The following is a 24,065-nucleotide window of genomic DNA, read 5'->3' as shown; positions in this document are numbered from 1 at the left end:
TCGATAGCCCTGGCTCTGGCTTTGCCAGCAGTGGCCAAGGTCCAGCCGTTATTTTTAAATGGAGAATCATCATGGGACGTTTGACCAACAAAGTCGCGCTCGTCACTGGCGCCAGCTCGGGCATCGGTCGTGCCACCGCCAGGTTGTTCGCCGCTGAAGGCGCGAAGGTCGTAGTCGGCGCACGCCGCCTGAACGAATTGACTACACTCGTGGCAGAAATTGAAGCTGCGGGTGGCGAGGCAATCGCCCTGGCTGGAGATGTGCAATCCGAAGACTATGCTAAAGCGCTCGTCGCGCTGGCCGTAGAGAAGTACGGCCGCCTCGACGTTGCCTACAACAATGCCGGTACGCTGGGCGAGATGGGCCCGTCCACCGGTATTTCAGAAGCTGGCTGGAACGCCGCGCTTGCGACCAATCTGACGAGTGCCTTCCTGGGAGCGAAGCATCAGATTCCCGAAATGCTGAAGCACGGCGGTGGATCTATCATCTTCACGTCGACCTTCGTCGGCTACTCGTTCGCGTTTCCCGGCACCGCGGCCTATGCGGCGAGCAAGGCCGGGCTGATTGGTCTGACGCAGGCGCTCGCTGCCGAGTACGGCGCACAAGGCGTGCGAGTCAACGCGGTGTTGCCGGGTGCGGTGGACACGGAGATGTATCGCGGCATGAACGACAGCAACGAATCGCAGGCGTTCGTGATTGGGCTGCATGCGCTCAAGCGCGTCGCAAAACCAGAGGAATTGGCACGTTCGGTGCTGTATCTCGCGTCGGACGATTCGTCCTTCGTGACCGGCACCGCATCGCTTGTCGATGGGGGCGCATCGATTACCCGTACGTGACCTTCCTGGCGGCATCCGACGTACAGGACCCGATGTCGCCATTTTTGCTTCATCCATTGAAAGGAAATCACTCATGGACCTGAATCTGACAGGCAAACTCGCGCTGGTGAGCGGCAGCACAGCCGGCATCGGTCTCGCTATCGCCAGCACGTTGGCGCAGGAAGGCGCTCGTGTGATCGTGAACGGCCGCTCGCAGTCATCCGTGGATGACGTGGTCACACGGATGAAAGCGGAGACAGGCAGCGACGTGCAGGGATTTGCGGGCGATCTCAGTACAGCCGCTTCAGCGGAAGAGCTCGCGCGACGCTATCCGGACGTGGAAATTCTGGTCAACAACCTCGGCATCTTCGAGCCCAAGCCGTTTGAAGATATTCCCGACGCGGACTGGCAGCGGTTCTTCGACGTCAATGTCTTGAGCGGGGTACGCCTTGCTCGCCTGTTTTTGCCTGCGATGAGGCGGGCCAACTGGGGGCGCATCATTTTCATTTCGAGCGAAAGCGCGGTGCAGATTCCGGCTGAAATGATCCACTACGGGATGACGAAAACCGCGCAACTGGCGGTCTCGCGCGGGCTCGCCGAAGCTGTTGCCGGCACCGGCATCACAGTCAACAGTGTGCTGCCGGGGCCAACGAAATCGCGAGGAGTAGGTGAATTCGTGGAGACCCTTGCGAAGGCCGACGGCAAATCGTTCGAGGCGTTTGAAAAGGAGTTCTTCGAGAAGGTCCGACCCACATCGCTCGTCAAGCGATTTGAGTCGCCGCAGGAGATCGCGTCGCTCGTGGCCTATATCGCCAGCCCGCTTTCGTCAGCCACGACGGGAGCAGCGTTGCGAGCCGACGGAGGCGTTATAAAGAGCGCCTTCTAGACCCACGCCGGTCTTGGGCCGGCGTGTCTCCACCTGTTTCCCCGCTTAAGGCACGTTGCCAGGCCCGATGATTGCGTAGCTCATTGCGATCGCCGAGTGGTGAAAGCAGTGGCATTGCAAAAATCGTGGTGATGGCAATGCTTGCGCTGTAGAGCGCCAAGTCATGCGCGCCGCCCCGGTGAACGATCCACCAAGGGAGCGTGATATAGCCGACCATTTCTGCCAGGATCCTCATCAGATCGCTAAGAAGGAGACTGGCAAGAGGGACGTCGATTGAGTTTATGCGAGCTCTGATTTCCCGAAACACCGTCCCCCCCTGTTCAGTTCGACTGATGCTATCTCAACATATTGGTCGCCGTTTAGATGCACATCTCCAAAGGCCGGCGTTTCATTAGTGGATGCGGTACACGGCCGATTCGCGGCTGACGGCGCGCGATCCGGAAAGGACTGTTGAGGCTGCGGAAGCGGACGTTCGCGCCATCGCCTGAATACGTGTAGCTGGCGATATGCAGCTTGCGACTGCCCAGAGCCGCAAGCCGCGACGGCATTGGAGTCCGCTACACAAGCCCTTGAACGGTCATCGCCAACAATAGCCGTTCAGCGCCGATGCCGAAACCGGCCCCCTCCTGATATGCGCCGCCACCAACGACTTGCTGCTGTGCCCCGAGTTCTCTACAGCGCATTTCGAAGCCCCTACCGTTCAGATAGTAGCTGAGGCCTCTGCGGGCCGAATCGTCGATTTCGTAGCGCAGGCCGAGCGAATCGAAGAAGCCGATCGCTACCTCCTGGCTACGTTTGACCGCGGATTCCGGGTTGGGGCAGAGATACTCAAACCCGAGTTGTGAGAATTCGCGGTAACGACCGGCTTGAGGTCTTTCATAGCGGTAGCATCGAGCGATGTAAAACAACATCCGCTCCCGTTGTCGGCCCAGCAGTTCGCTGCAGCGCTCCTGAAATAGTGCCGTTGCCTCAGGAATCAGGCAGCACGCGCGTCCTTTCTTATCGGGAAAGGCCCACATCTGGCCGATGATCTCGCTGCCGCCGGCCTTTTGAATGAATGTATCCTGCGACCACAACGCGGGAACAATCGCCTCCTCGGCTCCCACGTTAATGAAGGTAGCTCCGGAATTGGGTTTCCAGAGCGCGAATTTGCGCAGCTTCCTTGCCAACGATGAAGCGTGTTCCGCGAATCATGGTCATGGCAGTCCTCCTCGGGGTAGAAAATAAAAAAGGCGCCGTAGGCGCCTTGGTCGTTGGTACAGGAAGGGGGAGCTACAATCCCCGATGTCCTGCTATGGACGTAACGAACCACGGCGCATCGGATGACGACCGTGATGATGACGAGATTGGTTCGGGACGTTACGGAGTTCCATGCCAGCCATATTGGCACATTAAGTTTGATTTGTGAACGGGCCCACATCTCTTGGAGGCCCATGACCGATACCAATGGTCCGGATTGATCGGCATGGCCTTCGTATCCCGTTCTGCCCTTTGCACATCCGAGCTAGCGCCTATGCCATGGGAACTGTCAGGGTGAGAGCGTCGATGGCCAACTGCAGTCGTCCCGGAATCGTTGGCGTCGTTACCCAAAAAAGGTTGATGTCGCGCTGGCGAACCGGCAGATCGGGCAGCAACTGAAGAAGCCTTCCCGATTCGAGTTCGTCTTCGATCAGCCAGTCGGGCAACCAGGCGATGCCTCGCCCTGAAATCGCAGCATCCATGATGACCCCGAGGTCTGCCGCGCGAATGCGGGAAGTTGGCTCGATGAGTGTCATACGTCCGCCATCATCCGGAAAAGTCCAACGCTCGCTCCAGTTGTCGCGGTGATAGACCAGTGCGTCATATCGGTCGAGGTCGCCAAGAGAACTCGGCATGCCTAACCTTTCGATCAGCGAAGGAGCGGCGCAGAGCAAGGTGGCATGTTTCCCGATTGCACAAGACGACAAGCCAACCGTTGTCTCGCTCGGGCCGATTCTGACCGCTAGATCAAAGCCTTCGTCCACCAGAGATACTCGACGGTCTCTGAGGTCGAGTTCGATAGTCAACTCCGGGTGTTCATCGGTAAGGCGCATCAGCAGCGGCGCAACTTTTAGCCGGCCGTACAGGACGGGCATTGTCACCCGCAGCAAGCCCCGCACCTTAGACCGCCCGGCCTCTATCAGAGCCGCGCCCTCACGCAATTCTTCGGTTGCTCTAACGCAGCGGGCGAGAAAAGCACGTCCTTCGTCGGTCAATAACTGCGCCCGCGTCGTCCGGTTGAAGAGCCGTACTCCGAGCCGTGCCTCGATGCGCGCAATGGCCTTCCCCACCGCCGAGCGCGAGAGATGAAGCTTTCGTCCTGCAGCGGCAAAGCTCCCCGCTTCGGCGGCCGCCACGAAAGCTGGAACATCGTTGAAAAGGTCGATCACGATTGTATCTTTCAAAGCGACATTAAGCCGAAATAATATCGCCATCGACTCCCATTGGGAAACTATTGGTTTTCAACTAAAGTTTGTGACAAGGAGCGCGACATGAAAATCGACTGCATTTCGAAATACGGAATCCGAATTCTGACGGCCACGCTGGCGCTTCAGACGCTGCCAGCGGCAGCCGAACCCAATTCCATCGACCACGCGGCGCCGGAAGTGACTGCTCTCGGCGCGGAGACTGGCGCGTGGACCGTGTCTGATACGTTCTGGGAACACCCCGGAGCAACACCTGTTTTGAGTAATGGGCTGATCGCCGATCGACGCATGGTGGGCACGCTCCTTGAGGAGACGATGCACGCTCAAGGCTCCATTCGGCCCCTAAGAATCGACTATCTCAGCTATGACCCGATCGCTGGGCAATGGCGTTACGTCTCGATCGAGGCGCGAATTCCTGTCGCCCCGATGTCGGCTGCAAGTTTCGAGCGAGATTCGCCGGACCGTATCACTCTGCGTTTCGATCCATTCGCTGCGCCACCGATTGCGCCCGGCTGGTCAGGGCGGGTGCTCCGTATGGAGGAAGTCATCACTCAAGATGGTCCCGACCACGAAACAAAGGATCAATACTTTGTTCTTGCGGACGGTACTGCAACACGTTGGCTCGCGCATCGATACGACTATCGACGCAATAAATAAGGATGACAAAATATTAAGTCTTACCAGGTACAGTCTGGTGGTGGAACATAGGCAACGCCGACCGGCATGACAAACATGCTTGGCGCCGATCTGTCACCTGTGCGCATAACCCACCGACACCATATAAGCAACGCTGAGCTTCCGCGGAAAGAAGAAAGGGAGACCGGGATACGCCACTGCAATGCCGCGCCGGGACCGGGCATTTTGCTTGCTGCTGTTGCGGCGTGCCCGGTACCACCCCATTTTGAACATTTCCGCCCGGAGACTCCCATGCCCCTCACTCTTCATGACCAGGTCGCGATCGTCACCGGCGCCAGCTCCGGAATCGGATACGGCGTGGCCAAAGCGCTTGCAGACGCCGGCGCGTCCGTCGTTATCAATTACCACTCGGAGCCTGCACCGGCCGAGGCGCTGGCCAGTCAGATTAACCACGCGGGCGGCCATGCGATCGCGGTAAAAGCGGACGTGTCGAACGAATCCGACGTCGACAGGCTTTTCCAGGCGAGTCAGGAACGTTTCGGCGGCGTCGACATTGTCGTGGCTAATTCCGGCGTGCAAAAGGATCACCCGTTTGTAGACATGCCGCTCGATGACTGGCGACGGGTCCTCGACGTAAATCTGACCGGGCAATTTCTTACCGCGCAGCGCGCCGTTCGCGAATTCGCCAGACGTGGCCCGCGTCCGGTTTCGAAAGCATTGGGTAAGCTCATTTTGATGAGCTCGGTTCACGACGTGATTCCGTGGGCAGGTCACGTGAACTATGCGGCGTCCAAGGGTGGCATCCAGATGATGATGAAATCGCTTGCGCAGGAAGTCGCACCGCAACGCATCCGCGTCAACGCAATTGCGCCCGGCGCGATCAAGACCCTTATCAACCGCGCCGCCTGGGAGACCGAGGAGGCGCTCGAGCGGCTGCTCAAGCTGATCCCCTATGGGCGTGTCGGCGAACCCGAAGACATCGGCAAAGCCGCCGTGTGGCTCGCTTCGGACGAAAGCGATTACGTCACCGGTACGACCCTCTACGTCGATGGCGGCATGACCCTCTATCCGGAGTTCGCCAACAATGGGTGACCGACAGCACGTACGGCCGTCGAAGACCGGGCTGCCCATCGACGCCCGCGGCATTGTGGGCAATATGAAGACGACCGCGCTGATCTCGATCGAAGGCGTGGTGGACTTCATGTGCTTTCCGCGCATCGACTCGCCAACCATCTTCGCTGGCCTGCTTGACGCCGAGCACGGCGGCGCATTCGGGATCCGGCCCATGTGCGACGAGTTCAACGTCAAGCAGATGTACATCCCCGAAACCAACATCCTGCTGACGCGTTTCATGACGCCTGAAGGCGTCTGTGAACTGCTCGACCTGATGCCCGTTCAAGGCGATACCGGCGGCGAGGCATCGGGCGACGTCGCCGAGGACCATGAGTCGCTGCCCAACTGTCTCGTGCGCCTGGTGCGAATGGCGCACGGAACCATGAGCTTGCGGATGCACTGCGCGCCGCGCTTCGACTACGCGCGCACGGCGCACCGCGCGGAGATGCCGGACGAGGGTACCGTCGAGTTCACCCCGGAAGACGACGGCATGGCGCTACAGCTTCAATCGGGCGTGCCGCTCGCGGTTGAAGACGGCTGCGCTCGCGCCGAATTCGAATTGCACCACGGCGAGTCCGCCTGGTTCGTGCTCGGCTCCGCTGAGGAACTCCGCGGCCGGCGTCTCGATTGCGACCGTGTCTACGCTGACACGACGCGGTTCTGGCAAAGCTGGGCATCCCACTCCACCTATCGCGGACGATACCGTGAAGTGGTCATGCGCTCTGCCCTCACGCTCAAACTGATGAGCTCGAGCGAGCATGGCGCGATCGTCGCGGCGCCGACCTTCGGTCTCGCCGAAGCCCTGGACGGTTCACGACGCTGGGATTACCGCTTTGCGTGGATACGCGATGCCGCTTTCTCCGTCTACGCATTGCTGCGCCTCGGCTATACGTCGGAGGCGCGGCACTTCATCCGATGGATTGCCGCGCGCAGTCAGCGCTGCGATTCCGATGGCTCGCTGCACGTCATGTATGCCGTCGACGGCGAACGGGCACCGGAGGAAATCGAACTTGATACGCTGACGGGCGACAGGCAAGGCGGCCCGCTCATCGGCAACGGTGCGCGTGATCAGACCCAGCTCGATGTGTACGGTGCGCTGCTAGACGCCCTCTATTTGTACAACAAGTACGGTTCTGCGGTTCCGTACGAGGGATGGCGGCACGTCACACGAACGGTCAACTACGTGGTCGAACACTGGCGCGAGCCGGATCAAGGTATCTGGGAGCTGCGTAATGGCGCGCGACCGCTGCTCCATTCACGCCTGATGTGCTGGGTCGCGCTCGACCGGGCGATTCGCCTCGCCGACAAACGGTCCCTACCTGCGCCGTTTTCGAAGTGGTTCGAAGTAAGGGATGAAATCTACCGCGACATTCACGAAAATTTCTGGAATGAAGAGCTGCAGTCCTTTGTGCAAACACCGGACTCCGCTACGCTCGACGCGGCGGCTCTGATGATGCCGCTGGTGCGCTTCATCGGCCCGACCGACCCGCGTTTTCTCGGTACGCTCGACGCGATTGGGCGCGAGTTGCGGGTCGATCCGCTGATCTTCCACTACACACGAGGTTCCGAACTGGACGGGCTGCCCGGCATTGAAGGCGGATTCAGCGCCTGTTCGTTCTGGTATGCCGAGGCGCTTGCTCGAGCCGGGCGTGTCGATGAGGGGAGGCTCGTATTCGACAAGATGCTTGAATATGCGAACCACCTTGGACTGTTCTCGGAGGAAGTGGCCACGACGGGCGAGGCCCTGGGTAACTTCCCGCAGGCGCTCACCCATCTCGCCCTGATCAGCGCTGCGTATCAGCTTGATCGGAGTCTGGATAAAGTTCATGTGCCGTGGACGTAGTAGCCGATGGGCAGCGCGCGGCGGCAGTGTGTCTTCAGGGACTGGAAGACAACGAGGCTCAGCGATCGGCTGATTGAGCCCCCGCTAGGGCAAGGCATCACGCGCGGCGAAGATGCTTGCCATTTCCGCCGCGTGTTCGGTTCCCCAAGTGCACAGTGGGATGATCGCCTCGGCCAGGCTGCGACCAAGCGGAGTCAGCGCGTAATCCACGCGAGGCGGCACCTCTCCGTAGTCCTTGCGCGCCAGCACGCGATCGGCTTCCAGATCCTTCAATTGCTGGATCAGCACCTTGTCGCTGACGTCCGGAATCAAGCGCTTGAGTTGGCCATAGCGCTTTGGGCCGCCGCGTAGGAAAAACAGGATCAGCGGTTTCCACTTGCCCGAGATGATGCGAAGCGTGGCGTTGAGCCCGCAGCCGGTGTCGCAGATTTCAGGGGGCGTCGTCATTTTACCGGTGGCGCTACCGGCATCGGTTTTGCCGCAGCAAAGCGTTTCATCGAAGAAGGCGCGTTCGTCTTCATCGTCGGCCGCCGGCAGGAAGCGCTCGACACCGCCGTGGCCCACCTCGGGCCCAATGCCCGCGCGGTGAAGGGTTCGGTTTCCGATGAGGCCGACCTCGACCGGCTCTACGCGGCGGTGAAGGCCGAGCGCGGCACCCTCGACATCGTCTTCGCCAACGCCGGAGCGGGAAGCCCGCTTCCGCTCGGGCAGATCACCGCCGAGCACATTGACGAGACCTTCGACACCAATGTGAAGGGTACGATCTTTACGGTCCAGAAGGCGCTGCCGCTGATGAGCGCGGGCGGTTCGATCATCCTGACCGGATCAAGCGCCGGGACCACGGGCGCCCCGGGATTCACTGCCTACAGCGCGAGCAAGGCAGCGGTGCGCAACCTTGCGCGGACATGGGCGCAGGACCTGAAGGGCACTGGCATCCGGGTAAATGTGCTCTCGCCCGGCGCGACGGCGACCGAACTCGCGAAGGAAGCGCTGGGCGAGGAAGGTCAGAAGGCCTACGGTGCGATGACTCCGCTCCTGCGTATGGCCGAGCCGGCTGAGATCGCAGCGGCGGCCGCCTTTCTCGCGTCGCCGGACAGCAGCTTCATGACCGCCAGCGAGGTCGCCGTTGACGGCGGCCTGGCGCAAATCTGACGTGGCTTCGCTCTATGGCGCTCCTTTCAATATTTCGGAGCCCGTAGGGCGTGCCAAACCCGGCACAGCTTCGACCCAGTCAAATTCGATACAAAGGCCGGTTGGACCTCAATGGAAATCAACAGAATGGAGAAGTTATCGTGAGTACTGAAGACGATGTCCAGATTGTGAAGGGTTTCTTTGGAGCTATCGGCCGCGGCGATAAGCAAGCTCTGCTGGCGTTGTGTGCCGAAGATATTGAGTGGATCATTCCGGGCGAAAACTGGCCGCTGGCCGGCACGCACCGCGGGCACACGGGAGTGGCGGATGTGCTTCAGAAGGCATCCCAAGAGGTGGAAATGACATCTCCAGAGCCTCCTGAATTCGTAGCGCAGGGAGGACGGGTAATGGTCCTTGGCGTCGCGATAGGGAAAATCAAGGCTACCGAAAAGCCGTTCAAGGACGACTTTGTCTTCGCCATCACCGTTCGAAACGGCAAGATAACGAACATCCGGGAGTACGTCGACACCCAAGCCTTGGCGCGGGCCTCGGAGATGGACGCATCCGGGCCGGCGTAGCGCTGTCCATCTCCGGCCATCGGGTCAGGATAGACCGGTAGATCAGCCGCGGATCGCCCCTCCGCATGCCGCGCGTGCGCGAGAGGACAAATATAAGAGGGCGGAGGTGCCGTGCTCGGCGGCAGAGCTCGACCAGACGACCGACAGCCACGTCTTCAGCGACCAAGTTCACGGGCCTGTGGCCCCAACTGAGCCCCGAAATCAGAAGGTGCGAAGTTAGCTGATGAAACCGTGTCGAGCATGGCATCTACTCATTAGATGGATTGAAGCGATATTTCGTCAGTTTTCAAGATGATTCACTTTAACTATCTTCCATATCACGCGAGCCCACTTGGGCGACGCTTCAAAGCTGATAGGAAACAGACCGAAATGCCGACACTTCTCGCGATACAGGCAAGCCCTCGCCACGAACACTCGACCTCCCGCAAGCTCTCGGCGGTATTCGTTGAGAAATGGCTGGTCGCACACCCCGGCGGTAAAGTCATTGAACGCGATCTGATCAAGACCAATCTGCCGTTTGTCGATCTGCCGTGGATTGGCGGCGCGTTTACATCCCCGGAGCAACATTCGCCGGAGAGCGCTGCCGCCATCAAGATATCCAACGATCTGGTCGCCGAGCTGCAGGCAGCCGATCGCATCGTCATCGGCACACCGATGTACAACTTCACTATCCCGGCGGTGCTGAAAGCCTACATCGACCATATCGTCCGGGTCGGCGTCACGGTGGTCGACAATGTCGGGCAGCTAACCGGCAAGAAGGCCACCGTCATTCTTGCGAGCGGGGGTGATTTCAGTCCTGGCTCTCCGATCGAAGGCTACGATCACGCCAGCAGCTACCTCCGTCAGGTGCTGGGGTTCATCGGAATTACAGATCTGGAAATCGTACTCGCCGGATCGGCGCGCGCTGGAATGTCAGGCGAGACGGCGGTGGAGGCGTTCGGCGAGGTGATTGCGTCGGCCGCAGTTGCTTGAGTCGTCGGTTGATCTCGGAGAAACGGTCATGAAAGTTGGGTTCATCGGCGCCGGTCGCATGGCTACGACCATCGGTCGTCACTTGATCGGTGCGGGCCATGAGATCGTCCTGTCCAGTTCGCGCGGGCCGGAGGCTTTGGCCGAAATCGTCAGCGAACTTGGTCCGGCCGCCAGCGCAGGATCCAGGCAGGACGCTGCGGAATGCGATGTGGTGATCCTCGCCACGAATTGGGCGGACGCGCCGGACGCGCTCAAGGATATCGACTGGAGCGGCCGCATACTCGTCGACGGGACGAACCCCCACATGGGCGAGCAACCGGACATCAGCGCTGCCGGCGTAGCGAAATCGGTTGCCGCGCTGGGGGGCCGCACGTCGAGCGAGATAGTCGCCGCAATGGCGCCTGGGGCCAGGCTGGTGAAGTCAATCAGCAATATGCCGATGGCCTGGATACAGGATTTCTCGCCACAGAAGCGGAAGACCGTACTGTTCGTGTCGGGCGACGATCGCGATGCCAAGGCGCTTGTGGTCGAACTTATCAATTCGACGGGTCTGGTCGCGCTCGACCTCGGCTCTCTTGCGGACGGCGGTGCGATGCAACAGCTCGGTGGCCCTCTGTCCGCTGTTGAATTGCACTTCGTCCGCCGGATCGTTCGCTAAGGAGAACTCGAGCCGCGTGCATTGTGAGTTCGCGAATTGGTCGCCGTTTCAGAGGAATGCAGAATGAACACCCCAAAACCGATGTTTGTTCGAAAAATAGCCCGCATCGACGACCCCCAGTTCGTATCGGGACAAGGAGCCGGACATCGCGCTCGCCGTCTGATCGACGCACCGGACGCCGTATTCGCCGATCCGTTCGTCCTGATGGCCGAGGATTGGACGTCCGAAGGGGTGTTCCCTTTTCACCCACATCGCGGCATCGAGACGGTTACGTTCGTCATTGAGGGGGCGATTGAGCATCGAGACAGCGCCGGATATAAGGGGGTCATCCGTGCCGGCGATGCCCAGTGGATGACCGCCGGCCGAGGCATCCAGCACGAGGAAAACCCTCCGGCCGGGACAAGTGCTCATACCCTGCAGCTCTGGGTGAATTTACCTGCGGCCGAGAAGATGGCCGTTCCGCGGTATCAGGATCTGGTGGCTTCCGGCTTGCCAGTGTGGAGTGAGGACGGCGTTGAGGTCAGGATCTTTTCCGGCGCGTACGCCGATAGGGTCTCGACCACGCTCAACCACCATTCTGTCACGATGCTCGAGGTGCGGGTCGAAAACGGCGGCGGGTTTCAGCACTCGCTTGCGGCGACCGACAATGCTTTTGTCTACGTCCTCGAAGGTGCGGTCGAGATCGGGGCCGCCGGTGACCTTTTGGAGACCAGCCAGCTTGGCTGGTTAACGCGATCGGAGGAGCCGGGATTGTCGGAAATTACCATAACGGCGCGGGGCAACGCCGGCCGCTTTCTTCTTTTCGCCGGGCAGCCTTTGCATGAGCCGATCGCGTTTGGAGGCCCCTTCGTCATGAACACGCAGGCGGAAATCAAGCAAGCGTTCGCCGACTTCCGAGCCGGCCGATTCTGAATCAGGGCAAGCGGGAGTGTTCAGGAGTTCGACATATGTCGACTTCCGCCAGCAACTCACCTGGCGACTCGCGCAATCCCTGCTCCATCGCTTTGAGGTCCTGCATCCGCTGCCTGACCTTGCTGATCTTGTCGCTGATCCGACTCGTATTCGCCTCGGCAACATCGGATTTAGCCCGATCTGCCGTCTTCATCGCGCAAAGATATCGCGCGATGCTCTCATCGACCTGCTGCAGGCGCGCCTTGACCTTCGCGCTCGTAAAGTCGCGATCGCGATTGTTGACGGCCTTGAACTTGTTGCCGTCGATGGCCAAGAAGGACGTTCAGGCCGTCGGCTTCAATACCGACGGCGGAGCGTGGGCAGGCGTCGCGCCATCGGCAGGTTGATCACCCCCTCTCCCCGGCATAGTCGGCTACCCGAATACGACGGCGCGATCTGATACGCATATTTTGACAGATAACTGCTACTCGCTTTCGGACCGCAGTCACGTCATAGTACGCAACTGAGATTCGTGTACAGGGATTTCTGTATTTCGTTCATTCCGCGCATCGCACCCAATGTCAAAGATCATGAACACGATATCCTTAACGCCTGTCGCTCAAACCCTGTTTATGCGGGACCCAAATTCAAAAGGCTGTTAGAACCGAGACACTGTTATGCTTGCCGCGCCCATTCCCAACAACGAACCTGCGCGCCTCGCCACGCTGCGCGCGTTGCGACTGCTAGACACGCCCAGTGAGGAACGATTTGACCGGCTGACGCGAGTCGCACGTCGCCTGTTCAAAGCGCCGATCGCGCTTGTAAGTCTCATCGATGAGAACCGACAGTGGTTCAAGTCATGTATCGGCTTAAACGTCGCGGAGACGTCGCGCGACATCTCCTTTTGCGGGCACGCCATTTTGCACGATGACGTCCTGGTGATTCCTGATGCACGCAACGATGCGCGCTTTTATGACAATCCGCTCGTCACAGGCGCGCCCGGCATACGCTTCTATGCCGGGCAGCCGCTGACTGCACCGAACGGTAGCAAACTCGGCACGCTCTGTGTGATCGATACGCACCCGCGAGAATTCGGCAGCGAAGAGCGCGGACTCTTGCGGGATCTGGCGCAGATCGTGGAACGGGAGATTGCGCGATCGAACTCGCCACCATCGACGACCTCACGCTACTGGTAAACCGGCGCGGCTTCGAAGCGCTCGCGCAACAAACGCTGCACGTCTGCAAGCGCCTCGGCCGGCACGCGTCGCTGCTGTTCTTTGACCTCGATAGCTTCAAGCAGATCAACGACACGTATGGGCACGCCGAAGGCGATCGCGCGCTAGTGACGTTCGCCGATGCTCTACGTGCCGCGCTCCGCGACAGCGATGTAATCGGTCGTCTCGGCGGTGACGAATTCGTCGCGCTTCTCACCGATGCCAACGATGAAGAGACACATCGCGTGCTCAAACGCCTGCGCGACACGCTCGCGGAGGCCAACGCTGGATTGACACGCGGCTACGAAATCCGCTTTAGCGTCGGACAAGCACAGTTCGATCCGGAGCGGCATCAATCGGTCATCGACCTGCTTGTCGAAAGCGATGTCGGCATGTATGCGCACAAGGCTAAGCAGAGGGGCGGCAGCTCGACGCGGCAGATGTAGAAGTTTGGAAAGCTCGTCGGCGCTCTAACAGAACAGCGCAGATCACTCGCCGCGTGTCCTTGCGGCTTTTCTCGCGGCTGCGCGCCTCCATTACCTCAATCGAATTGAAATCGCAGTTCGTGCCATGCGAAGCGATTTGAATGATTCGGTGCGTCGCTTCCGCGCACATTTCCTTCGGCCGGGATAAAAGAATGCGTGGTAGCTGTCGATATCCGAGCAAGCGGTGGAACGGATTAATCTAAAACAAGGAAAAAGGATGACAAGAACGCTAAGCAAAATGGGATTCAGCCTTTATATTTTGCAGGCCATCGGTATCCTCGGCGTCCTGATTTCCCTTGCTCACCACAGAGTCGCCGAAATCTTGATTTTTGGCTTGCTGACGGGACTTAGCGGCGTGCTCGTCAATCGCATCGTGCGCCGGAATCCGGGCGTGCTTCAACGGTCTGGATTTATCACGCGAATTCACACGCTATTTTTGTGGTGCGTCATAGGGTGCATAGCTTTGCTCTTGATTGGGCCGCCCTTGCTCCAACTTCTGAATCAGCATCATTGATATCCTCCATCGACCCGGCAGCGCCGTGACCGGGCATAACCTCATCTGGATGACGGGTATGTCGCAGACCTTGTGTGCCACCTAGTCAGCTACAAAGGTGTGGTGTTCAAGGTGAAAAGCCTTCAGGAAATCTACGACCCCGCAACAAAAAACATCCTGCTGTTTATTAACTGGCATGTGACTTACGCTTGGGGCGGCCCAGACTCAATTGACGTGAAGCGGCTTATGAGCAGCCGGTAAGCATCGCTTCACGGCGTCGATTGTTAGCAATCCAGACACCCGTGGGCAACGTCCGCAGTTGGCCGAACCCGGAATTTCGTCAGCCTGATCGCACTGCACCCATGCAACTCTTCGCCTAGGACGACGAATTCGCGCTTAAGGCTGTCGGGCCAGTTGCACCGAAGCGGCGTGCAGTACTTCCAGCGCTAAAGAAACTCCGCCGGCCGCCGTAAAACAGAGGCTCCCACTCTGCGGCAAGGTTTATAGTGGCGTCTGCCGCAGCTGCGCCTCCTTCTTCCATGCAAACAACGCTTATCCACCTGCCGTCCACGCCCCGGCATCGTGTCATGGCCGCGATTGTCGCGGCGCTTGCGATTGCCGCCGCCGCGCTGGTCTGGCCACACGCCAAAGATCCGGGCTTGGTGGTTGCGCCGTTTTTTCCGGTGTTCATTACGTGGGTTACGTTGACCGAAGGCCTGACAGCGCTGCTGCTGTGGACGCAGTACGCCGTCTCGGGCAGGCTTCTGTTCGCGGCTCTGAGCGGCGCCTACGCGTTTACCAGCGTCATCGCCGCCATCCAGCTGCTCGTCTTTCCGGGCGTGTTTTCGCCTACCGGCCTGCTAGGCGCGGGACCGCAGACAGCGGTATGGATCTGGGTGTTCTGGCACGGCGGCTTCCCCGCGTTGGTGACGGCATCGCTGTTCGCCCGGTCCGTTCCGCCGAGCTTGACGCACCGCGCTCGCGGCAGAGCCGTCGCAATCGGTGCCGCGGCTGTGGCGGTCGGCCTGTGCATCCTCGCCACCGCCGGACACTCGCACCTCCCGCCTGTTGTCGCGACATCGGGTTCGTACGCCCAGTTGTCCGACAGCCCCGCTGGGATCGTTGTCGGAGCGCTCTGCCTCGCGGCGCTGGGACTGCATGTGTCGACGACCCGCCTGCGCTCGTTGATGGACTTGTGGCTCGCCATCGCGCTCCTCAGCGCGCTCATCGATGTGACGCTCACCCTCTCCGCGGGCGCGCGATACAGCGTCGGGTGGTACGCGGCGCGCGTCGCCTCGATGGTGTCATCGAGCGCCGTGCTCGGCATGCTCATCTACGAGACGACGGGCCTCTACCGGCGGTTGTCCGAGACCCACCGGAAGCTCGTTGAGACGTCGGCCCGCGACGGCCTGACGGGCGTTTTCAACCGCGCCTATTTCAACGACCGGTTCGCGCGCGACTTTGCCGGAGCTTCCGCCAGCAACCAGCCGTTTTGCGTATTGCTGCTCGATGTCGACCACTTCAAGCAGTACAACGATACGTTTGGACATATGGCGGGCGACGACTGCCTGAAGGAAGTCGCAGGCGCGCTCTCGAGCACGCTGCGGCGGCAGAGCGATTTCGTCGCGCGCTATGGCGGCGAAGAATTCGTGGTGGTTCTCCCGGCGTGCGATAAGGCGGCGGCACTGCGCGTCGCGGAATCGTTGAGAGCCGCCGTCGAGAAACGCGGGATCCGGTCGGCATCCCCGAGCGGGGCACCCGTCACCGTCTCGGTCGGCCTGGCGAGCACGTTCCCACATCAGCCAGAGTCGGCGTCCGCATTGCTGGGGCTCGCAGACACAGCCTTATACCGGGCGAAGGCATGCGGTCGCAATCGGGTGGTCGATGCCACGGAAATTGCCGGGCGGGAGTCGCCAAACGCGGTCGCCGCCACACAGATCCTCACTTCCGGAAAGCAAGCCGAGTCCAGATGACTCCCATGTTCCTGTTTGCTTGCTGAGCTGAGTCGCTGCAAACATTGAGCAGAAGTTGCAGACGATGGGCCTCGGCAAGCCTGATCGTGTCAGCGGCGGAGACGTCAAACATGCGCCGCCGCGCCGGGACCGGCCCATGACGCAACGACATGATGAGGAGGCCGCCGTCGTCTAGCAGCTCAGACAGGGTGCCCATGCCTCGTCGACGCTGCGCTTCGTCGAGATGCATCCATACCGCAGTAATCATGACAACGTTGAAGGTGTTCGCCCTCTCCCGGACGAGGCGAAGTTCTGGAAGGCTGTCGTCGAGCCAGACGACGCTGGAAGCCGGATAGAAGTTGATCGCAGCAGCCCGCAATTCGTCGACGGGCTCAACCGCTACCACCGCGTGCCCCATCGATGCCAATGCGGCAGCGTCGCGGCCCATGCCGGCACCCACGTCGAGAATGCGCGAAGGCGCCGTTGGTATCAAATGCAGAACGGGCTGGTGGTGGTCTCGGAACGAAATCTTGTGCCAATCATTAGCCAAGGCCGCGGCATACTCGGCATAACCTTCGGTTCCCGGAACGTCGATCGACATTGATGAAAATTGGATTGTCAGATCGGCTGATTGTCGACGATTCAGGCCGAGGTGTCGAATGACTGCGCCTGGCCCACTCAGGTCCGGCCTGGACCGAGGCGGCCTGCTCGGCCATGTCAGATAACAAATCGGTAATCTGCGCGTCGCTGTTCGGTAAGCAGGGCCACGGAGAATAGGAGTTCACCAACCCTACACGGCGCGCCCATCATGCTGTCCCTTCGTTCCAGAATTGCGACGATTGTCGCAACCGTTGCTGCGTTGTTCCTTTTGCTTGTCGCCGCAGGTTTGGCCTTTATGTATTCCGGCGTGTATGACGTCTCGGCAAGTTCTAAAGACAACCCGCTCGTAGCGAAGCTGTTGCATGGAACGTATGAAGCCTCGTTGCACCGGCACGCCGGATCTGACGTCGCGCCTGGCGACCTGCTGTCGTTTGAAAACATTCGTTCAGGTGCGCGGATGTACGACTCCACCTGTGCCCTCTGCCACGGTGCGCCCGACCGGCCACTGAGTGCCACCGGACAAGGTATTCAACCCGCCGCGCCCTCGCTCTTGTCTGCCAGCCGTAGGAATAAGCCGGCGCTGATGTTTTGGACGATCAAGCATGGGGTGAACATGACGGCTATGCCATCGTTCGGGAAGACGCAGTCAGACCAGGCGATGTGGCAAGTCGCTGCCTTTATCTACGCCGAGCGCGGAATATCGAAGGATAAGTACGACGAGCTCGCACATGGCGACGCCCAGGGTGACAACGCGCGCGTGTCTCTTAGAGGTCCGACGCCGGAGCCTGGTAAAGAGTGACTGCGCTGTTCTGATTCACATGCCCGGTTGGTTCAGTGGTCATCCTAGGTCCATAACATGAAGCGCGTTGTCATTGCTTTCCAATTTTTAGTGCTGTTGACCGCTTGTACAACAGAACCCGCGACCCGCTCGGTGACCGACGAGCCGACTACGCAGGGCGAGATCGTCGATTACGCGGGCCACGTATGCAGCAATCAAAACATGCATGTGAAAATACCTCTATGCCTTTTCCCCCGAACGATCACGCAGATACCCACGCAACCTTCGCAGTCTGGGTAAGACAGCTCATTGTCACAGCGACCGGTGCTTGTCTCGTTCCGTGTGCCGCGTTATGCTTTGGCACTTAAACCGATCCCACATCGACTCGATTATTACCGCCGCGACAGTCTCGGCGGAATATCTATTGAGTTGACGATACACATTCACAACCCGCCCAGAAGGCGGGTTTTTGCTTTCTGGGCCCCCATTAGCGCGCCTGGAAATGATGAGGGAGAGATCGGCTAATAGAGGACGCATAAATCGGGCACATTGAAAAAATAGCGCCAGATACTATCCTTGATGCTGACATCGTAAAGCCATACGTTCGACTCCGAGCATCCCGCACCTGTGGCGCGAAGCCTCCCTTGCGGTCATTCACGACGAGACTTGCGAGATGATCAAGCGGCTGTCGCTTATTTCTGCTTCTATCGCGCTGGGCTGCATAGTTACGGTCGCCCCAGTACTGACCAGCATCTATATCGCTGACGAGGATGCAGAACGTCGCGAGCAGGAAGATCTGCAGCAGTTCGCCGCGAAAGCCGTGATGCGCGCGGAGCTTGTCACCTACCAGGCATTCGCCGCTATTGCCGACATGGAAGCGCTCCCCGGCGGTCTCTGCTCTCCCGCCAAGGTCGCGCAGTTTGCCCGCGTGGTTTTCAATTACCGGTACGTACAGGACGCAGGTGCTTACAGTGACGGACAATATCTATGCTCACCGCTTCTAGGCGACGTTCGGGCACAACATCTGACGACGCCCCCGCCCGATTGGCGGAGCAAGGACGGCTATCTGTTCTGGTACAGGCAGCGAAACCCCCTCAGCGACGAGCGCCAGGATATTCAGATTGGTCGCAATGGAAATTACGTCTCGATCGACCCCCAGTCCTACGTCGATATTATCGACCCCGCTGGAAGACCGGTCGCGGCGATCAATGTCGAGACAAACACAATCCTTGCTTCGTCGCCTGGTGCGGACGCCGACGATATGCTCAACGCATGGAAGCTGGCTGGGAATGTGAGCGATGAACAATGGCACTACGCTGTCGCCCGTTCGTCAAGCCGGCCGCTCGGGGTGGTAGTCAAGTCTCCTCGCAGCAGCCTCGTGGGTCACTGGCGTGGGTTGCTCGTGATGTGGCTTTCGATTGGTCTCATTGTCGGCGCTGTGCTCGGCTGGATTGCGTTCAGGCGAATCTCGCGGCAACTCTCCTTCCCGGCGACGCTCGCATGGGCGATAGCACGCAAGAAACTCGATGTGGTGTTCCAGCCGATCATCCGCCTCGCGAGCGGCGAATGCGTTGGCGTAGAGGCGCTGGTCAGGTGGAACCTGAACGGACGCAACATCTCGCCGGAAATCTTCGTCGCGGTCGCGGAGCAAAACGGTCTTATTCAGCAGTTGACTGACCTCGTACTGGACAAGACGATTGACGAGTTGTCGAAGCTCTTGCGCTCATGTCCCTCGTTCTACGTGTCACTCAATGTGAGCAGCGACGATTTGCGGACGCGGCGCTTCCTGAGCGTTCTTACAGCGCGGCTGCAGGGGACGGGTATTCGACCCGCTCAGGTCAGAATCGAAGCAACAGAGCGAAGCTTCATGGATGCCGACGCAACGCGGCAAACCATAGCCGCATTCAGGGACGCCGGCCACCCTGTCTATATCGATGACTTTGGAACGGGCTATTCCAGCCTGTCGTATCTTCAAACCTTTACGATCGATGTCCTGAAAATCGACAAGTCATTTATCGACACCATTGCACAAGACGCGGCATCGAGCGTCGTCGCGCCGCATATCATCGAGATGGCACACGAACTGGGGGTTGAAATCGTGGCCGAAGGCGTCGAGCGCGAAGTCCAGGTCGAATATCTGGTGCACAGAGGTGTGCAGTATGGGCAGGGTTGGTTGTTTGCGAAGGCCATGCGGGCTAATGAACTTATCGTCTGGCTTAGCGAAAGCAGATCGACGCTTCAGTTGATCCATCATTAATCCGGATGCGCGAGGCGATGGCACGCGCGCCCAATGCACGTACGAACTGCAACTGACCGACGGCACCGCTTTCCGCGCGATGCTGAAACTGATCGTGTCTTGTGTCTGGAACAGCAGACTTCTTCGGGTCCAATCCGCAGGCAGGAAACGGCCGAGCCCGTTCGACGCAAACCTCACTCGCGCGCTACTGGCGAGTTCGACAGTCGCGCCGTTATCGCGCGCCGCCTCGGTGTAACGCGAAGGTTTCCGTGCGGGGACCGTACCACTTCGTGACTTCAGCGTCCGTCAATAGTCTGGACGACTTCAGGATCGGGCTTGCCACCACATACAGTCGATCCGAATCTGGGCCGTACATATACAAATAACCGTCGTTGCCATCCACGTGTAATTCGGTCTCACCGAGTTCACCGACACCCGCATGCTTGATCGCGCTTTCTAGCCGATGCTCCAGAACGTGAATTCGCGGCAAGTCCTTAGGGTAGTAATCGAAATGGACCATCATTACCGGTCCTGGCGGCCTCGGTGACTGCTCTGAAGCTGATGCGCTGCCCGCGAATAAAGCGAGGCACAGAAAGGTGAGTGCTCTTTTTCTCAGCATGGGAACGATACTGTCGGCGAAATGGAAATCAATTGTCGACGACGTGGGCGGGCGTGTCGAGCGTACCTTTGTGGTCGATCACTCAACCCACAAGCCAATCCGGTCTCTGCACGTTCGGCATATCGTCGTAAGCCTTTTGAATTACTTCCAGCGGTGCGAGAGTGCGACATCGACGGAGGTTTGTTACTAACCCAGTGTTCATACATCTGAATACCATTCTCGTACGCTTCCAAACCGTCGGGTGACGAATCGTCGCCGGCCTGGAACGCGAACGCCATGTAGTCGTCGAGGCCATATTTGATAATTTCGTTCATCGGCCACGGACGTTTCTCATAGCGCCATGCCGCCTCTTCGAAAACCCGCGCTCGCTCCCACTCGCCGCTTTCCCAACCCGTGTCCATCCAGTCGGCGATTCCCTTCGCCCAATGCAATTGACAGCGGTAGAGGTCCTGGCTTGCTCCAAATTTCTCGTCTGTATCAATGGCTCTACCCAACCAGTCAATGCACCGGGGCACGACAGGTGCGACTGTGATTCCAAGACCAACCAGCCACGTCTTGATGACCGTCCCCAAATTGGATTGGGCCACGTTTCCCATCGGCCTGGAGCTCTCGTACTTCGTCTCAAGCAGGAATCTCAGCATGCCTTCGGTGAAGGCGTTGCGTCGTGACGTAATAGGATAGAAGATCATCAACGGGTTACCTAAAAGAAGATTCGACTATCAACTCACGAACTGGACGCGTTCCGCGTTATCGATGGTTTCCATGCACTGCTGGCCAAAAGATTGCGCCAGAATGCCGCGCTTGAATTCCGCCATGAAGGATGGGCCATCTTTGCGCACCTGCGCATGGGCTTTCCACAAGAATCCCTGAATCAGCCTGAACGGGTCCTTTCTGTAGTACACGAACACTTCGAGCGGGACGTCCAGCCCTGGTACCCATCCCTCGATCACGAGAACATCCATCTTCGCGCCGTTACTCTGAGTGATGGCTCCCTCTCGCCCAGACGACCATCCCGAGCCCGAGGTGGCCTGTTCTCGGGCTGACTGCGCGTTCGCAACTGATTCGTGTTGCGTCGCGGCGGGATATGGAACTGGTACGGGAGTTTCTTTATCCCAGTAGACGACGTACGGGACAGTCAGCTCGCCTGGCGCGAGAAGATGCTGCACTTGAATCGCATGGCTGAATGCATACCCCATGTAGAACGCGAGGCGCTTTTCATCGATCGCCGCTTGCCGCCGTTTGCTGCCGAAAATGTCCCCGAGTCTGATCATATTTTCCCGCGCCTTTGCTCAATTGCCGGATCCTTGCCGATTTCGGTCCCACCGTCGAACGGCCGCTCATGGCCGAACGCGTTCCAACGTCGGCGGCCCGAGTTCGCCCATTCGCCATTCAATGGCCCGGCGAGAACGGTGCGTTCGCACTCGTCGTATGCCTCTGCGAGAGAGGCGTACACAGGACCGCTGATCGTCATTGACGCATCTCCGATTCCAGCCGAATGCATCGTTTAACGGCGCGCGTTGGGCGATCTTTAATGAAACGTCGAAGACGGTCCACAGCCCGAATCGGCAACGGTTTTTGAGGCGACGCGGTACCGGCACACGCGATGACCGCCAGCAAAAGCGTCGCCTTATCCACGTGCCAGTTCATGCCGCTGCCCGTTGACCAGACGGTTGCACGATCCAGTCGAGCGGTACGATTGATCGCTTCCGGCTGCACTGAGGTGGGCCAAAACCATCTCAGTGCATGAGTTGCGGAACGATTCTGATATGTGCCCTTACCACCTGCCTGTCTCTCTTGATCGCCTAGGCGGGTGCGGAAACCGACTGTTGTGCGTTGTCCTCGACGCTCAACGCCGTGGTGTTTTCCGAGGACGACCTTTTGCGCTGTGGCGCCGTTACAGTCGTTGGGAATTCTCCTGTTCGCTGCAATAGTTCCTCCGCAAGCAGGTTTGCTGCATTGCGTGCGGTGATACGGCTTTGTGGAACGCCCTTCGCGTCTAGCGCAATCACCTCATACAACTCGCGGTCGCATTCGAGTTCCTGCTGATATCGCTCAGACGTGTCCACCAGCAATTCAAGAAGCGTCTGACGACGTCGTCTTTCTTCAAGTGTAATGGGAGGATTCCTACATATTGAGGACGCAAGTGTGATCAAGGTATTCAGTTGATCCAGATGCCGGTTACATAAATCGAATGCCGACAGCGCAAGTTTTTCGTACTGGAGTGCGTCGACAGGCGGACGTGAAGCCGGTTGGTTTTTTGTGGATTTGCTCATGGTGCGATCTCCCTGTTTCTTCCTGGATCGCCCGACACTCGCTTGGAAAAGGGTGAGCGGGCACGAAGCGGGTTAGCAGACCGGGTCGAAAACAAACCGGCGAGCCTTGCGGCTCCCCACCACGGCCCGCCCATTGAAATATAGACGTGCAGAGGTAGACGCACGCCCCGCGTGAGCGGGTGTGCGGTTTTCGACTACAGGCTGCTAAACCTGGTCACCGGGTGTATCCCGACGACTTGGTAATTATAAGGCAGGCAACACGCGTTGCCTTCAACCTTGTAGGCTAAATGTTTGATTTAGCCGAACGGATAAGGAGGACTAGGACAAAACTGGATGGCGCCCTGCCAGTTCTCCAATCTTCATGATCGAAGTGCTCCGGGTGCCCGCAGAGTTTGACATTAAACATCACTTCAAAGTTAACCTTTGAGTCCATCGCACGATCAGGTGCAATTTCATAAGGGTGGACAGCATGCAGACGATATTGGGGGCGAACGGTCAGATCGCCGTAGAACTGGCGCGGGAGCTACAGCTCAAATACACCAGCGACGTGCGGCTCGTCAGCCGCCATCCACGCAAGGTCAACGACACCGACACGCTGGTGTCCGCCAACCTTCTTGATGCGAAGCAGACCCTGGATGCGGTCAAGGGAAGCAGCATCGTCTACTTCACGGCCGGCCTGCCGCCAGACACGGCGCTATGGGAAGCGCAGTTTCCCACGATGCTGAAGAATGCCCTGGATGCCTGCCGCGTGGCGGGCGCAAGCTTCGCCTATTTCGATAACACCTACATGTATCCGCAGGACGCGCGGCTACTGACCGAGGAAGCGCCCTTCGCGCCGGTGGGTCGCAAGGGAAAGGTACGTGCGGCGATGGCCACGATGGTGCTCCAAGAAATGGCCCGCGGCGAAATCCCGGTGCTCATTGGCCGGGCGCCCGAATTCTATGGCCCAGGCAAAACGCAGAGTTTCACGAACGCGCTGATCATCGAAAACCTCCAGGCCGGCAAGAAGCCGCGCGTGCCCGTGCGCGACGATACGCGGCGCACGCTGATCTGGACACCTGACGCGAGCCGGGCGCTGGCAACCCTGGGCAATGCGCCCGATGCCTTTGGCCAGACCTGGCATCTGCCATGCTGCGACGACCGGCCGACGTACAAGGAGTTCGTCGTAATGGCCAGCCAGGTCTTTGGACGCGAACCTGGCTATTCGGTTATCAGCAAGTGGGCTCTAACGACTGCCGGGCTGTTCTCGAAGCAGGTGCGCGAGCTCAGGGAATTGCTGCCCCGCTACGAGCAGGACAACCTTTTTGATTCCACGAAGTTCAAGCGCCGGTTTCCCGAGTTCGCGGTGACGACCTATCTGGAGGGCCTGGAACTGATCCGGAAAGAATGGCCAGGTAAAGTGGCGTGAGCTCACTTATCGCTTGATCTTGAACCACACTTCAAAGTTA

25 protein-coding genes and 1 pseudogene are annotated in these 24,065 nt (G+C 59.2%); 16 read left to right on the top strand and 10 right to left on the bottom strand.

Features of this window, described 5'->3' with window-relative positions; translation table 11 throughout:
* The first annotated feature begins 71 nt into the window (after positions 1-71).
* Positions 72-836 carry an SDR family oxidoreductase gene (locus tag AC57B6_RS11770; protein ID WP_030099423.1) on the top strand — a complete coding sequence of 255 codons (765 nt, stop codon included), beginning with the start codon at positions 72-74 and terminating at the stop codon, positions 834-836.
* Between the two features lie 73 nt (positions 837-909).
* On the top strand, positions 910-1,701 hold the full coding sequence (locus tag AC57B6_RS11765) for an SDR family NAD(P)-dependent oxidoreductase (protein WP_496421435.1): 792 nt from the start codon (positions 910-912) through the stop codon (positions 1,699-1,701).
* A 557-nt stretch (positions 1,702-2,258) separates the two neighbouring features.
* Here the strand turns inward: AC57B6_RS11765 and AC57B6_RS11760 are convergent.
* Both AC57B6_RS11760 and AC57B6_RS11755 read right to left on the bottom strand, forming a co-directional pair.
* The gene (locus tag AC57B6_RS11760; RefSeq protein WP_496421384.1) at positions 2,259-2,870 is read right to left on the bottom strand and encodes an ATP phosphoribosyltransferase regulatory subunit; all 612 of its coding nucleotides are present in this window, start codon (positions 2,868-2,870) and stop codon (positions 2,259-2,261) included.
* A gap of 342 nt (positions 2,871-3,212) precedes the next feature.
* Positions 3,213-4,154, bottom strand: a complete 942-nt coding sequence (locus AC57B6_RS11755; RefSeq protein ID WP_496421383.1) for a LysR family transcriptional regulator — start codon at positions 4,152-4,154, stop codon at positions 3,213-3,215.
* A gap of 57 nt (positions 4,155-4,211) precedes the next feature.
* On the opposite strand from AC57B6_RS11755, the gene AC57B6_RS11750 reads away from it, so the two are divergent.
* From AC57B6_RS11750 to AC57B6_RS11740, 3 genes are all read left to right on the top strand, one after another.
* Positions 4,212-4,802, top strand: coding sequence for a hypothetical protein (locus AC57B6_RS11750; RefSeq protein ID WP_496421382.1), 591 nt, complete (start codon positions 4,212-4,214; stop codon positions 4,800-4,802).
* A gap of 270 nt (positions 4,803-5,072) precedes the next feature.
* Positions 5,073-5,873 carry an SDR family oxidoreductase gene (locus tag AC57B6_RS11745; RefSeq protein WP_496421434.1) on the top strand — a complete coding sequence of 267 codons (801 nt, stop codon included), beginning with the start codon at positions 5,073-5,075 and terminating at the stop codon, positions 5,871-5,873.
* The gene (locus tag AC57B6_RS11740) at positions 5,866-7,737 is read left to right on the top strand and encodes a glycoside hydrolase family 15 protein (RefSeq protein ID WP_496421381.1); all 1,872 of its coding nucleotides are present in this window, start codon (positions 5,866-5,868) and stop codon (positions 7,735-7,737) included. The genes AC57B6_RS11745 and AC57B6_RS11740 overlap by 8 nt, the downstream gene beginning before the upstream one ends.
* A gap of 84 nt (positions 7,738-7,821) precedes the next feature.
* On the opposite strand, the gene AC57B6_RS11735 is transcribed toward AC57B6_RS11740, so the two are convergent.
* Complete coding sequence (locus AC57B6_RS11735; protein WP_028195824.1) at positions 7,822-8,184, bottom strand: winged helix-turn-helix transcriptional regulator; 363 nt, start codon at positions 8,182-8,184, stop codon at positions 7,822-7,824.
* A 21-nt stretch (positions 8,185-8,205) separates the two neighbouring features.
* Between AC57B6_RS11735 and AC57B6_RS11730 the strand changes: the two genes are divergently transcribed.
* From AC57B6_RS11730 to AC57B6_RS11710, 5 genes are all read left to right on the top strand, one after another.
* The gene (locus AC57B6_RS11730; protein ID WP_496421433.1) at positions 8,206-8,889 is read left to right on the top strand and encodes an SDR family NAD(P)-dependent oxidoreductase; all 684 of its coding nucleotides are present in this window, start codon (positions 8,206-8,208) and stop codon (positions 8,887-8,889) included.
* 140 nt (positions 8,890-9,029) lie between these two features.
* The gene (locus AC57B6_RS11725) at positions 9,030-9,446 is read left to right on the top strand and encodes a nuclear transport factor 2 family protein (protein WP_046573169.1); all 417 of its coding nucleotides are present in this window, start codon (positions 9,030-9,032) and stop codon (positions 9,444-9,446) included.
* A 369-nt stretch (positions 9,447-9,815) separates the two neighbouring features.
* On the top strand, positions 9,816-10,418 hold the full coding sequence (locus AC57B6_RS11720) for an FMN-dependent NADH-azoreductase (RefSeq protein ID WP_496421380.1): 603 nt from the start codon (positions 9,816-9,818) through the stop codon (positions 10,416-10,418).
* A gap of 28 nt (positions 10,419-10,446) precedes the next feature.
* Positions 10,447-11,076, top strand: coding sequence for an NADPH-dependent F420 reductase (locus AC57B6_RS11715; protein ID WP_496421432.1), 630 nt, complete (start codon positions 10,447-10,449; stop codon positions 11,074-11,076).
* A 63-nt stretch (positions 11,077-11,139) separates the two neighbouring features.
* Positions 11,140-11,988, top strand: coding sequence for a pirin family protein (locus AC57B6_RS11710; protein WP_496421379.1), 849 nt, complete (start codon positions 11,140-11,142; stop codon positions 11,986-11,988).
* Position 11,989: 1 nt separating this feature from the next.
* Here the strand turns inward: AC57B6_RS11710 and AC57B6_RS11705 are convergent, their stop codons facing one another.
* Positions 11,990-12,301, bottom strand: coding sequence for a hypothetical protein (locus tag AC57B6_RS11705; protein WP_496421378.1), 312 nt, complete (start codon positions 12,299-12,301; stop codon positions 11,990-11,992).
* A 343-nt stretch (positions 12,302-12,644) separates the two neighbouring features.
* Here AC57B6_RS11705 and AC57B6_RS11700 point away from each other — a divergent pair.
* From AC57B6_RS11700 to AC57B6_RS11690, 3 genes and pseudogenes are all read left to right on the top strand, one after another.
* Positions 12,645-13,627: pseudogene (locus tag AC57B6_RS11700) on the top strand (sensor domain-containing diguanylate cyclase).
* Positions 13,628-13,883: 256 nt separating this feature from the next.
* Positions 13,884-14,180, top strand: coding sequence for a hypothetical protein (locus AC57B6_RS11695; protein WP_496421377.1), 297 nt, complete (start codon positions 13,884-13,886; stop codon positions 14,178-14,180).
* A gap of 566 nt (positions 14,181-14,746) precedes the next feature.
* Positions 14,747-16,132: a sensor domain-containing diguanylate cyclase gene (locus AC57B6_RS11690; protein ID WP_496421376.1), complete on the top strand. Its 1,386-nt coding sequence runs from the start codon at positions 14,747-14,749 to the stop codon at positions 16,130-16,132.
* Here AC57B6_RS11690 and AC57B6_RS11685 read toward each other — a convergent pair.
* Entirely contained in the window at positions 16,101-16,712 is a 612-nt protein-coding gene (locus AC57B6_RS11685; protein WP_496421375.1) for a class I SAM-dependent methyltransferase, read from the bottom strand. The two genes, AC57B6_RS11690 and AC57B6_RS11685, sit on opposite strands and share 32 nt — an antisense overlap.
* Before the next feature lie 207 nt (positions 16,713-16,919).
* Here AC57B6_RS11685 and AC57B6_RS11680 point away from each other — a divergent pair, with 207 nt between their 5' ends.
* Entirely contained in the window at positions 16,920-17,510 is a 591-nt protein-coding gene (locus tag AC57B6_RS11680; RefSeq protein WP_042274646.1) for a c-type cytochrome, read from the top strand.
* Between the two features lie 652 nt (positions 17,511-18,162).
* Positions 18,163-19,746 carry an EAL domain-containing protein gene (locus tag AC57B6_RS11675; protein ID WP_496421374.1) on the top strand — a complete coding sequence of 528 codons (1,584 nt, stop codon included), beginning with the start codon at positions 18,163-18,165 and terminating at the stop codon, positions 19,744-19,746.
* A 211-nt stretch (positions 19,747-19,957) separates the two neighbouring features.
* On the opposite strand, the gene AC57B6_RS11670 is transcribed toward AC57B6_RS11675, so the two are convergent.
* From AC57B6_RS11670 to AC57B6_RS11650, 5 genes are all read right to left on the bottom strand, one after another.
* Positions 19,958-20,248: a hypothetical protein gene (locus AC57B6_RS11670; protein WP_028195835.1), complete on the bottom strand. Its 291-nt coding sequence runs from the start codon at positions 20,246-20,248 to the stop codon at positions 19,958-19,960.
* A gap of 89 nt (positions 20,249-20,337) precedes the next feature.
* Positions 20,338-21,033: a hypothetical protein gene (locus AC57B6_RS11665; RefSeq protein WP_496421373.1), complete on the bottom strand. Its 696-nt coding sequence runs from the start codon at positions 21,031-21,033 to the stop codon at positions 20,338-20,340.
* Between the two features lie 30 nt (positions 21,034-21,063).
* Complete coding sequence (locus tag AC57B6_RS11660) at positions 21,064-21,615, bottom strand: hypothetical protein (RefSeq protein ID WP_028646049.1); 552 nt, start codon at positions 21,613-21,615, stop codon at positions 21,064-21,066.
* Complete coding sequence (locus tag AC57B6_RS11655; RefSeq protein ID WP_028646048.1) at positions 21,612-21,815, bottom strand: hypothetical protein; 204 nt, start codon at positions 21,813-21,815, stop codon at positions 21,612-21,614. Before AC57B6_RS11655 ends, AC57B6_RS11660 begins: the two co-directional genes overlap by 4 nt.
* 331 nt (positions 21,816-22,146) lie before the next feature.
* Entirely contained in the window at positions 22,147-22,617 is a 471-nt protein-coding gene (locus AC57B6_RS11650) for a hypothetical protein (RefSeq protein WP_496421372.1), read from the bottom strand.
* Between the two features lie 469 nt (positions 22,618-23,086).
* On the opposite strand from AC57B6_RS11650, the gene AC57B6_RS11645 reads away from it, so the two are divergent.
* Positions 23,087-24,025, top strand: coding sequence for an SDR family oxidoreductase (locus AC57B6_RS11645; RefSeq protein ID WP_216750799.1), 939 nt, complete (start codon positions 23,087-23,089; stop codon positions 24,023-24,025).
* Positions 24,026-24,065: the final 40 nt, after the last annotated feature.

This window comes from Paraburkholderia sp. BGA-UO-ETr-F12 (assembly GCF_059567945.1).
This window is presented reverse-complemented; position numbering and strand designations above follow the sequence as displayed.